Source organism: Cohnella sp. (genome assembly GCF_041640265.1).
Lineage (GTDB): Bacteria > Bacillota > Bacilli > Paenibacillales > Paenibacillaceae > Cohnella.
Genome location: NZ_JBEQAP010000011.1, coordinates 114,296 through 126,254 on the forward strand (window position 1 = coordinate 114,296; position 11,959 = coordinate 126,254).

Annotated in this window: 11 protein-coding genes; 4 read left to right on the forward strand and 7 right to left on the reverse strand. The window is 50.1% G+C overall.

Annotated elements, in window-relative coordinates:
* The first annotated feature begins 185 nt into the window (after positions 1-185).
* The 4 genes from ACESLK_RS10965 (at position 186) to ACESLK_RS10980 (ending at position 4,473) form a co-directional block, all read left to right on the forward strand.
* Positions 186-1,154 carry a ketoacyl-ACP synthase III gene (locus tag ACESLK_RS10965; protein ID WP_373229471.1) on the forward strand — a complete coding sequence of 323 codons (969 nt, stop codon included), beginning with the start codon at positions 186-188 and terminating at the stop codon, positions 1,152-1,154.
* 113 nt (positions 1,155-1,267) lie between these two features.
* Complete coding sequence (locus ACESLK_RS10970; RefSeq protein ID WP_373229472.1) at positions 1,268-1,993, forward strand: glycosyltransferase family 2 protein; 726 nt, start codon at positions 1,268-1,270, stop codon at positions 1,991-1,993.
* Between the two features lie 81 nt (positions 1,994-2,074).
* A complete protein-coding gene (locus ACESLK_RS10975) occupies positions 2,075-3,097 on the forward strand; it encodes a glycosyltransferase family 4 protein (RefSeq protein ID WP_373229473.1) in 1,023 nt (340 codons plus the stop codon).
* Entirely contained in the window at positions 3,094-4,473 is a 1,380-nt protein-coding gene (locus ACESLK_RS10980; RefSeq protein WP_373229474.1) for a glycosyltransferase family 2 protein, read from the forward strand. Before ACESLK_RS10975 ends, ACESLK_RS10980 begins: the two co-directional genes overlap by 4 nt.
* 140 nt (positions 4,474-4,613) lie before the next feature.
* On the opposite strand, the gene ACESLK_RS10985 is transcribed toward ACESLK_RS10980, so the two are convergent.
* The 7 genes from ACESLK_RS10985 to ACESLK_RS11015 all read right to left on the reverse strand — a co-directional run bounded on the left by ACESLK_RS10985 (position 4,614) and on the right by ACESLK_RS11015 (position 11,959).
* Positions 4,614-5,366 carry a glycosyltransferase family 2 protein gene (locus ACESLK_RS10985; protein WP_373229475.1) on the reverse strand — a complete coding sequence of 251 codons (753 nt, stop codon included), beginning with the start codon at positions 5,364-5,366 and terminating at the stop codon, positions 4,614-4,616.
* Positions 5,363-6,295, reverse strand: coding sequence for an NAD-dependent epimerase/dehydratase family protein (locus ACESLK_RS10990; RefSeq protein ID WP_373229476.1), 933 nt, complete (start codon positions 6,293-6,295; stop codon positions 5,363-5,365). The genes ACESLK_RS10985 and ACESLK_RS10990 overlap by 4 nt, the downstream gene beginning before the upstream one ends.
* Positions 6,292-7,164 (reverse strand): dTDP-4-dehydrorhamnose reductase family protein, encoded by an 873-nt coding sequence (locus tag ACESLK_RS10995; RefSeq protein ID WP_373229477.1) that lies wholly within the window; start codon positions 7,162-7,164, stop codon positions 6,292-6,294. Before ACESLK_RS10995 ends, ACESLK_RS10990 begins: the two co-directional genes overlap by 4 nt.
* A complete protein-coding gene (locus ACESLK_RS11000; protein ID WP_373229478.1) occupies positions 7,161-8,144 on the reverse strand; it encodes a polysaccharide biosynthesis protein in 984 nt (327 codons plus the stop codon). Before ACESLK_RS11000 ends, ACESLK_RS10995 begins: the two co-directional genes overlap by 4 nt.
* Entirely contained in the window at positions 8,137-9,228 is a 1,092-nt protein-coding gene (gene wecB / locus ACESLK_RS11005) for a non-hydrolyzing UDP-N-acetylglucosamine 2-epimerase (protein WP_373229479.1), read from the reverse strand. The genes ACESLK_RS11000 and wecB overlap by 8 nt, the downstream gene beginning before the upstream one ends.
* Before the next feature lie 4 nt (positions 9,229-9,232).
* The gene (locus ACESLK_RS11010) at positions 9,233-10,738 is read right to left on the reverse strand and encodes a glycosyltransferase family 4 protein (protein WP_373229480.1); all 1,506 of its coding nucleotides are present in this window, start codon (positions 10,736-10,738) and stop codon (positions 9,233-9,235) included.
* Between the two features lie 81 nt (positions 10,739-10,819).
* Positions 10,820-11,959, reverse strand: a complete 1,140-nt coding sequence (locus ACESLK_RS11015) for a CgeB family protein (protein WP_373229481.1) — start codon at positions 11,957-11,959, stop codon at positions 10,820-10,822.

Below are 11,959 nucleotides of genomic sequence, written 5' to 3' on the forward strand. Positions count from 1 at the left end.
TCTTTTTCTCCTCCACCTTCAACTTTTCCGTGTATTCCGTATAAAAATCAGACCTGTTCGGGCAAACGAATATGACTTCATCCTTGACAATGCAAAGACGGGGAAGTAGTATGATGATAATAATATTAATACCAGGTACTAATACTTAGTTCTAATAAAAAATTTCGATAAATGGAGGGATTACCTTGACCTTAGCAGCCGCGCTTCCCGCATTTGTTTCTACGGCGCAGATTACTGCAATCGGCAGTTATGTACCCCAACAAATCATCACTAACGCAGACCTTGAGAAGTTGGTTGATACTGACAATGAATGGATCATTAGGCGTACCGGTATTGAGCAGAGACACCAAGCCGCCAATGAGCAGCTTACCAGCCATCTGGCCATTGCTGCCGTTCAGGATTTATTAAATAGCTTTCCAATTAGAACAGATGATGTTGATGCCATCCTTGTCGCGACATCGACTCCGGATATGCCCTTTCCTTCTGTCGCTTCTCAAGTCCAACAAGCGATTGGACCGGCAAACTGTTTTGCAATCGATGTCAGTGCCGCGTGCGCTGGCTTCGTATCCGCTCTCCAGCTGGCCAATGGATTAATTCTGACGGGTGCATACCGTAAAATCATCGTAATCGGGGCGGAGACAATTACCAAAATAACCGATTATACAGACCGCTCAACTTGCATTCTGTTCGGTGACGGCGCAGGTGCCGTTCTGGTGGAAGCGAATGAGAAAGGCGCTTTTCTCGCCTCCAATGCCACAACGGACGGTAAGGGCGGTATGCAGGTTTATTGTCAACATAACGGCAATATCTTTCAGAATGGGAGAGAGGTATACAAATGGGCCCTATCGACGGTTCCCGACGGCGTGCGCGATCTTCTTAAGAAAACAGGCTTAGAGCTGAGTGACTTGGATTGGTTTGTTCCGCACAGCGCGAATCTGCGGATGATCGAGGCCATCTGCGAGCGGCTGGAGCTCCCTTCCGAGAAAGTGCTGCAAAGCGTTGTGATTAATGGCAATACATCGGCAGCATCCATTCCGCTCGCTCTGGACGCTGCTTACAAGGAAGGTAAGCTCAAGCCTGGACAGCTGATGGCATTATATGGATTTGGTTCGGGTCTAACCCAGTCCGGGATGTTACTTCGTTGGACGATATGAGTTGATTAATTGAGAAAACAGGCCGATGCTGCAGTTCAATTGTCGTGACGTCAAACGTCATGTCCACATAAACTGCTACATAGCATTTTGTCATCCGATATAGGAGGCCTGTCATGACGATTAATTCCGAACTGCCGCTTGTCAGTGTTGTTATTCCCTTTTACAATTGTCCATTCATTGACCAGGCGGTTTCCAGTGTGCTAAATCAAAATTATCCCAACATTGAAATCATTGTCGTTGACGATGGCTCTACACTGCACCAGGAGAAATTAAATCCTTTCCGCAGCCGTATTCATTATGTGGGCAAAGCCAATGGCGGTACCGGCAGTGCGCTCAACTACGGTATTCGTATGGCCAGCGGCGAGTATATCGCCTGGCTCAGCTCCGATGACCTTATGAATCCACATAGAATCACAACCCAGCTCTCTTACATGCAAGAGCACCGGGCATTGATCAGCTGCACCGATTTCCACCTTATCAATGCAAACAATGAAGTGATGATGTGGTCGCTTGCTGTCAAATTCCCCAGTGCGAAAAAATTTATCGAATCCTTATACACCTTTTGTCCGATTAACGGCTCTACAGTGATGATGCACCGTTCTGTACCCCATCATATCGGTTGGTTCGATGAGTCGCTTGCCTGTACGCAAGACTACGAGTATTGGATTCGCGTCCACCTTGCCAGGATCGACTTTCATTTTATCAACGAGCCGCTGACTCTTTATCGCTGGCACGAGGGAATGGGAACCGTTCAAAAGAAAGGGACGGTCGACCATGAATTTAACCTTGTTCTGTCCCGATACAGACCGCAAATGCAATCTTTGCTCTTCAGCTTATGAATAACGAGAGAGGAGGGGATTGAGCTGAGAGTTTTATTCGTATTTATACTGCCAAGCGGAGGTATGGACACCTTAAACCGGATGAGAGTAAAGGCTTTGCGCAGCGTCGGAATCGAAAGCTGTCTCCTCTATTTTCGGAGGGGAAGCGGTTCTGCCAATTACACGACTGATACCCCCGTTTTTTATACCACGCAGCCGGAAGAGATCCACTATATATTAAACTTTTACTCTTTTGATGCCATTATAGTTACCACTTTTTACAATCAACTGGAATTGTTTCGACATGTAGGATATACAAAACCGATCATCTTCGAACATCAAGGATTCGGACCTAGGGAACAGGCGCACCAGACTTTGGTAAACGCTATGCCTTATTTGAATGCACATGCTAATGCTTTGTTATATCCCCAAACGCCTCACATTGTAGCTAGCTTAAGCACGCTTTATCCGCACAAGCTGCATTTTTCGTTTTCGAACCCGTTTGACATCGATCTATTCGGTTATCGCTCGAACCCCCAGGTTCCCGTACCGATTATGGCGTGGATCGGACGCTTGGACGACAATAAGAACTGGAGAGACTTTTTGCGTCTTGGTTCCGTGGTTGCCACCTTCATCCCTAATGTCGCCCTATGGATGTTCAGCGATCCCACGCTAGCGGAACCCGGTGAGCCGGAACAACTGCAAGCTATGACAATCGAACTGGGGCTTCTTCAACGCATTACCCATTATCATAGTATCCCTCATGCGCAAATGGCCGACTTTTTATCTCAAGTCGGGGACTCAGGAGGCTTATTATGTATGACGTCCAAGACTGAAGGCGCCACAGCTTATGCTGCAATGGAAGCGTTAAGCTGCAGATGCCCGGTTGTGACCACGGATTCGGACGGCGTAAGGGGGGCCATCATCGATGAAGTGACCGGGCTGTATTATCCTCATGGAGATATCGGCGCGGGGGCTGCTCAAATCAAAAGACTATTTACGGACACAAACTTACGTAAAAAGTTAATTCGCAACGGGGAAAATCATATTCGAAATGAGTTCTCAATGGATAAATACGCCAAGCATTTTGCCGCAATGCTTCGCTACATGGGTATCGGCTCATGATGACGAGTATCGTGATCGTAACTTTCAACAACTTGATACTAACGAAGCGCTGCCTGGAGAGCATTCGTCTGTTCACGGATGCTCCTTATGAATTGATAATAATTGATAACGGCTCTGAAGATGGCACCGTGGCTTGGCTGAAAGATCAGCCGGATGTCCATCTGATCGCGAACGGAACGAACCGAGGTTTTGCGGGGGCATGTAATCAAGGCGCCGCAGCGGCTAAGGGCGATAACATCCTATTGCTCAACAACGACACCATTGTCTCTTATCGTTGGTTATCTCAACTCCTGTCCGCCCTGTATACCGATGAGAGAACAGGAATGGTCGGACCGATGTCCAATTTCGTTCTTCCGATGCAGCATAAATCTGTCTATATTACGAACGAGGACGAGTACCATTCGTTTGCTGATTCGTTTAACCGCCATGATCCTGCTTTGTGGACGAATGTAACTTCATTGTCTGGTTTCTGCCTGCTGCTGCGGAGGAAAACCTGGAACAGACTCTCCGGGCTGGACGAACTTTATGGCATTGGCAGTTACGAGGATATCGATTTCTGTTATCGCGCTTTAAGAGCAGGACTGACTTTGCGAGTAGCGGGAGACACCTTTGTCTACCATGATGGGAACAGCAGCTTTCAAACAAACGGAATGAATATTTACGGAATTGCAGGCGCCAACCGGAAGTTATTTTTGCGCAATTGGGGCTTTAATCCGGAACGGCTTATCTTGACTGTGGATCCCGCTATTTTCCCCGGCATATATGCCGAAGCGCACCCCCATCACAAGCCCAAAGGACCTTCCCTTCCGAGCGGATGGTATGCGGCAGACAAGAACGGCGGCGTTTATCGGATCGAGCGAGGATATAAACGCCCTGTCGTCTCTTTCGAGGCGTTCTGCCGGTTGAACTTGTCCATGGATCGGGTTGCTGCAAACGCCGATTATCTTCTGAATAAACTTCCGACAGGCACGCCGCTTCAGCCGGAAAGCCCTTTTCCTGACGGTTATCCCGACGTCTTCCTGGCCCGCGATCCGGTCGGCGCTACCTTCATCGTTGCATACGGCATCCGTTATCCCTTCAACAATTATGCGACATTGGGTTTCCGTGAGAATGAAGCGGTGTCTGTCAGCGATACGGATAATAACACACTTCCGAGCGGCTGGCCGGTACTACAAAACATATGGGAAGAATATGAATTGTTCGACTATCTACTCTACCAGGGACCGGACGGAACGTTCTATTACGGGGAAGGACAGCGGCTTCGGCGAATCGCTGGGAAGGATACCTTCTCCCGCTACGGATGGCGGAAGGAGAACGCGGTGGCGATTCCGGAAGATGTGCTTGAGCGTACGCCGAGGGGATTTGACATAGTGTGAAACAAGTAAAACGGCTTCGTCGTCCAGAATAGAACTTATACTCATCTGATTGTGCAAAAAGAATAGGCCAGTTTAGTTGCTTCTAACACTCAACTAAACTGGCCTATTCTTTTTGCGGATGTCCATCTCGTTAGGAACTGTCATACTGGTTTGCGGCGAGAACGGGTCGGCGGTTCCAAAGCGGCAAGCAGACGCAGAATTCGCGGACGATATTCCTTGATAAGCGTCTCGAATTCCCGTTCTGCCGCCTTCTGATGACGAATCGTCCCCATAGCCTGATGACGGCGGTATTCCGTCAGCGGTTCGGCCAAATAGCCAATAGGAAATCCAGCCGTGATAGTACGAATCCAAAAATCATAATCATGAGTAAACCTATATACTTCCCGAAAACCTTCAAGCTGCTCGAACAACGATTTTCTCATCATAACCGTACAGCCGTTCACCGGATTGCTATCCAGAAAAAGGCGGTAAAAACCCGCCATGGAAGCATTCGCCAATTTCACCGAATCCGTTTCCTGCTGTCCCCGTTCATCCATTACCCGAAACGCCGTGTGACTGATAGATAATCCTCTCTCTTGCATATCCCGCAGCTGACGTTCCACCTTGTTTGGCAAGAAACGGTCGTCCGAGCTGAGCCAGGCCACATATTCACCCGACGCATTCCGAAACCCGTAGTTTAACGCGGTTGCTGTGCCTCCGTTGCTTTTTCCCAGAACATGAATGCGTCCGGTATAGGGTACTAGACGTTCTGATTCCCGGTCGGACCCATCGTTGACCACGATGATTTCCAGAGGCTTATATGTTTGTCGAAGTGCGCTCTCTATTGCTTCCGTAACGAATGGATCGTTATAAAAGGGAATGACAATAGTAACAAGAGGCTTGTTGACGCTCACCGCCATCCCTCCCTTTCAACCCTGAGCCGATTCCGTTCGTCACCCAGCGCATCCCGGATTGAGTTATGAAAAGGAATAGAAGGCTGCCAACCTAGCTGACGCAAAGGAGCACTGTCTCTCGGCACGGGAGAGGGTGCATCCGACTGACCGATCCACCAGGGCAATTCCGTTGTTGAGGCAACATCGAAGGCATCCTTCACTTCACCCAAGGTGCGGAAAGTGCCGGACTCTAAAGCATACACCTCACCGGGAATTCCTTCGGAAAGCAGCCGCTCATAGGCGCTGGCGGCATCACGCACATCTAGAAAATCACGTGCCTCGTGCAAAGAAGACAGGAAAAATGGCTCCAGTCCCGCCTTCTCCCGCTCATCCTCCATCAAAGCCGCCCACCTCGAAATTCGACCGCACAAGCCGCCGCTGCCGCCGGGACCGATTAGATTAGAAGGCTCGACAATGACGATTGGGAGACCATACCAATGACGCCATGCTCTTGCCGCCGTCACCTGAAGCGTTTTACTGAACCCGTAAGGGTGTGAGGACCTCATTAAATCGGTGGGATCGTTCTGAAGCATGGAGCCGACGATCAGTACCCTGGAAACTCCTTCCGCCCGTGCCCCCTCTAGTAAATGTACAGTCGACATTAGATTGGCCGAAAGCGTAAGGGCAGGCTGCCGCCAGGAGAAGTCCACCGCGTTCCGGCCGGCCAAATGCAACACGGCATCCGGTTTCGTATCACGGCATAGTCTGGCTGCCGCCTCCCCGTCCGTTAAATCGCAGCGTATCACTTGCGCTGCCGAAAGTATCATCCCGGCATCGCTTCGGGGCGAAACAACAGCCGCCACTTCCCAGCCTTTATCCTTGAAGTAGCGGCAAGCGTGCCGTCCCGTAAAACCTCCGGCCCCGGTAATCATCACCCTGCCGGTTTTCATAATGCACTCATCCATTGGCGCAGCTGCATCAACATTTCGGAGTATGACTGCGACCGGAATTTCACATCGTCCCGCGTGACAGTCAGCGTCCGGTTAATGACCGGTCCATCGTCCGGCACGATCGAGATGTCGTTTTTGTCGAACGCCTCCTTCATCAGAAGAAGCAAATCGTGTTTACTGATGACTTCCGAAGCGGTCAAATGCATCAGTCCTCCTACATGCGGATGGTCAAGAAGCCAAACGACAGTTTTGGCCAGCTCCAGAGTTGTCACCCCGTTCCACAGTACGTTTCGAAACCCTTTCACCTCACCTTGCCGAGTGAGGAACCACTGCATTAAACCGATTCCGTGAGGCTTCATATCCGGCCCGATGATTGAAGTGCGGATCGTCAAATGTCGGGAGTCGCGTACCTCGCCGAGCGCTTTGCTCCGGGCATATACCGTTTTCCCGTCCGGTTCGTCATCTTCCCGGTAATTTCCGCTCGATCCGGAAAACACGCAATCCGAACTGATATGCAGCAACCGGACATTCTCACGATTCCCCAAGTGGCGAAGCCAATGGGGCAGCAAACCATTAACCATATAAGCATCGATCGGATTATCCTCTGCACGGTGGTTCAGTACCCCCACTGCATTAATGATGACGTCAGGCGACGTCTCAGCAATTGCGGCCGCCACCTCCGCAAACTGCAGTACATCCAGTTTCCTAACCCGGATACCGAGATCCGAAAGTGCCGGCCAGCCAGGTGTAGAAGCCGCTTGCCCAACTTCACGAACGGTAACGGTTACCTTATGATTGGTAGAACGGGCCATATAAGTGGCGATCAGTCGCCCTGCCATCCCATTGCCTCCCAGGAGCAGAACTCTCATGAAAGGAACCCCCCGCGTACAAGGATGGCTTTGATTTCCTCTTTGCTCATTAACGTTTGGCTTGAACTGAAGGTGTCGAATTCAACGGAAGGGTAAGCAGCATAATGCTGGCGTAATCCCGAAATATCAAGCGTAGGGAGAATGACCAAATATTGTTCATCGTATACGATTGTACTTAAGCTCTCGTACTCCGTGAGTAGAATTTCATGAATTTTTTCGCCCGGACGAACGCCTGTTTCCACCATTTCCACCTGTTTCCCCATCGCTTCCATCAGCACTTCCGCCAGATCTATGATCCTGCAAGTCGGCATCGTCATGACGAAGATTTCACCGCCGATGCTTTGGACCGTTGCTTTAAATAACAGCCGAATGGCATCCTGCAGCGTCATGAAAAACCTTGTCATCCCGCGATCCGTTAAGCTGACCTGATTTTTGTTCTGAATCTGATTTATGAACAGATGGACAACACTTCCGTTTGTACCCAGCACGTTGCCGCCCCGCACACAAACAAACTTGGTGCTGCTCCGAAGAAGATTCGCGTACACGATCAATTTCTCCCCGATCGCTTTGGTCATCCCATAGAAGTTGGACGGGTTCGCCGCCTTGTCCGTGGAAATGTTGATGACACGCTCCACTTTATTCTCGATTGCCGCCTCAATAACATTTTGCGTTCCGATGACATTCGTTTTTAATGCTTCGAATGGTTGATCTTCGCATACCGGCACATGCTTAAGCGCAGCCAGATGAAAGACGATATTTATGCCGGCACATGCCTTAGAGAGTGCTTCCCTGTCCCTTACATCGCCGATGCAAAATTTTAGCCGGGGATCTTCGAAAGCGCGGTTCATAGCTACCTGACTGGATTCGTTACGGGAATAAATGATCACCTCGGCAGGACCAAGCGGGAGCAGCTGCCTTATCAACTCGTAGCCCCAAGAGCCGGTACCGCCAGTGACCAGAATACGCTGACCTTTAAACATCCCTTTTCCCTCCAAGTACAAATTTCGCCACTTTGTCAGACACATTTTCCTCCAAATATCCTTCAGGGCACTTCCAAGCATCATTTAATGACATCATGACCCGAGCAGCGCTTCGGATTCCTTCGGGTTTTAAGCCTGCGACCACATTACTTCCGCAATCTACTGTCTCCGGTCTTTCCGTCGTCTGACGAATCGTCACGGTCGGTACTCCGAAGATGCAGCATTCCTCTTGAACAGTTCCGCTGTCCGTCAATGCGCAACGGGCGCGCTTCTCGAGATGAACGAAATCAAAAAAGCCAAAGGGCTCATGAAATTCGATAAGGGGATGAATATGGCTAATAACCTCATCCTTTAATCTCGACCTTGTTCGGGGATGAAGGCTGCAGATAAGAGGCAGCTGCTGCTCCTCCGCCGTCCAGCTTAATCCTTGCATAATACCAGCCAGTGCTCCTGGATCATCGACGTTCTCAGCGCGGTGAATCGTTGCCAGCAAATACTGTCCCGCTGTAAGCCCTAATCGTTCGAGCACCGTACTGTCCTCGATTTGCTCTTCATAATGCCGCAGCACCTCGAAGATCGGATTGCCGGATTTGAAAATCCGTTGCACAGGAAATCCTTCTCTAAGCAAATTCTGTTTGCTATTCTCGGTATAAGGGAGGTTATAGGTCGACACGGCATCAATGACCCGCCTATTTTTCTCCTCGGGTACATTCAGGTCAAAGCAGCGATTACCTGCTTCCATATGAACGACAGGAATGCCCATTCTCTCGGCTACCAAAGCGCATAAAGCGCTGTTCGTGTCCCCGAGAACGAGCACAAGATCCGGCTGTTCCTTCCTCAGCAGCTGCTCCACCGCCCCGAACATTACCGAAAGCTGGCCGCCAATCGTCTCTTTGCGATCATCCAGTAATAAATCCGGTGTGCGCAGCCCCAGCTGTTCGAAAAACATGGCACTCAAGCTGGGGCTGAAATTTTGTCCCGTATGCACGAGCACATGCCGGTCCGCAAGACGGTCCAGCTTATGAATTAACACGCTTAACCTGATAATTTCAGGACGGGTTCCTAATATCGTAACGATACGCAAGCCTTCACCTTCTTTGGCGATGTGCCTTTCTTTTCATTCTTCTGCTGGATACAGGGCGCCTGCGGCGCAAAGCGGTGCGCTGTTTTTTTCGGGATCTTGTTGTGTTTTTCCGCCGCCGTCTGCGTGTTGCGGATTTATGCCGAATTTCAAACATGGGGCGACCGGACGGAAGCCGAAACAAGTCCTCATCCAAGACGAGGGTGACATCCTCGAAGCGATAACCTCTCTGCAGGAACGCTTTTTCTGATACGAATGGCCTCTTTTTCCCATTCTCCACAAAATAAACGGTCGGCGCGCTGCCGCGTAAAAGGGAGCTTTGAACTTCCGCAGGAATAGACAGCGCCGTCAGAAATTCCTCCAGCCTTGCACGAAAAGCTTCGATGCCATATGCATTCTGTGCCGCTTCCGCATTGCGCTGTCCAACCGCATTCAGAAACCCATCGTTACTCATCAGCAAGTTTACGCGAGCGGACAATCCCGCCACATCGCCGGTGCTTGCCAGAAACGTTTCATTTCCGGTAGCGGTAAGAATTTCCGTTAATCCGCCAGAAGCGAAGGCTGCGACACCTTTGCCGAAAGCAAGACCTTCCAAAGCTGTCATTCCAAAACCTTCTGCGACGAGACTCGGGACAACGACGACATCCATGGCAGGAAAAGCTTGTTGAATTTGTTCTACAAAGGGATGAAAGATGAACCGATCGGCATATCCGGACATTTGCACGAGCGTTTGGCAGTTTCGGTAATAGGCTTCATCCACCGGGTTGCCAATCACAAGGAAGCGAGCCCGGGCATCTCCCGCCGCAATCGGCAGCATCGCTTGTATGAATGGTTCCAGCCCCTTATTGGGGTAGATGGTAGCCGCGATATAACCTGCAACGCGGTGGTTCTCGCTCCAACCGAACTGTTGCCGCATGTGTGCCCGGTAAGAAGGCCAGCTGCCGGGCTGAAGCTCTTCCCGATCCACATACGGCGATAGCATAAACGTCTTAGCAGCGCCTTGCACTCCGAGCAGAGGTTGAAGAGTAGTATGAGAAATCCCAATGACGGCGTCACTGTGTGAAGCGATGAAACCCGCCGCGGCATCCCGGTGCGGTGTATCCATAAGCGTCTCCATCAAAGCCCAGATCGTGGGTATGCCAAGCGATTTGGCAGCAATTGCGGGTAGAGGGTGTACGCTTGTATTAACAAATACATATGAAGGATGCTCTTCGGCCAATAAAGAACGCAGTCTGCTCCATGATGGATGTTTCTTGAGACCTTCTATTTCCTCTGAGATTGTTGGGGTTGCCGTATACAGAGAAATGCATAACGGAATTTCCAACACGATTACCCTTATCCCGATCTCTCTCGCTCTTTCTGCAATGATGCCTTCCTCAGGGACGACTAACACGCAATGAAAACGGCGGATCAGCTCACGGGTGAACAATAGGAGAAGTTTCTCCGCTCCCGTGACGTACACCGGACTGCAAATGTGCGAGAATAGCAGCAGCTTTGGTTTTAATCCGCTCATGGCCTACCATACCTAATGAAGTTCACGGGTATGTCGTCACCTCCTTTTACCAGGTAGTACAATGTATGGAACAGGCGTCTTTCACGGCGCGGCTATTGAACCATTCATGGTTAAATCCATAAGCTGATTGAGCCGGGAGATGTAGGTGTGATCCTTTAAAGTCCGATATAGCCCCCTTAACGCAATAGCTTGCCGTTCTTCCTCATGCGCCAAGTAGTATTCGGCCTTAGCAACCAGATCTTCGGGAGAATCATAGGTCACGATTTCCTGGCCGGGTACATAAAATTGGGTTAGGTCTTCCCTTATATCCGTGAGCTGCAAAGTTGCTGAGGCGGCTATTTCAAACGTTCTTGGATTCGGTGAAACTGCGGTTATTTGAGCGAGGTTCTGATTGAAAGTACTGTCGATATGCGCTCGATGAGCGTTAATGACAATTTTATTGGCATTGTACCTCTCGGAAGTTTGCACAGGATCCATCCATTTGCCCAAATCGATCAAGCTCTTCCAACGTTGAAACTCGGGCAATCGTTCCCACCACATTCCCGAGATGTGCAATCGGCGATGCGCCAGCAAAGGAATAAGCCGATCAAATAGACTTACACGATTCCAATAGGCGGTGCCTATAAAACAAATCTCGCCCCGAATCGAGTATGGAGGATTCCGCGGACGGTAAGAAACGGGGAATACTCCCAGCGGCAAATAAGAAACACGGGAGCAGCCTCTCTCCGTATAGAATGCAACACAGTTGCGTTCAAGCGTAAATACATGGTGATAATGAACGGCAATGCCGGCTGTAATATCGGTATAATACGGATCGTCTGTAAACCAAACCGCCGTACGAACGCCTAGATTGCCAACCTCTTGAGCCTTCTCAATGGGCATAGCCATACCATCTAAAACAAGCATCATATCGGGACGCTCTCTTGCTGCTACCTTGACAACATCGTCAATAGGGTTGACTAGGGTCACTCGCCCAGCAACTAACTTAAGGGTTTCAACGATTCCATTATCAAGCGGACTATACGGGTAGCCTTTGCCTGAAGTGACATATAACACATGGATGGGTCTTTTGACGGGCACAGGAGTTGCTTTTCGGATAATATACTCGCAACGTCCAAACCAATGTCCGTCCTTCCATCCTAATGGGAAGCCCTCTTCCCGGCCTCTGCGATAGGTCGCCTCATTCCGGCTGCTACTGAAACGTCTTCTCGCTCCGGCCAA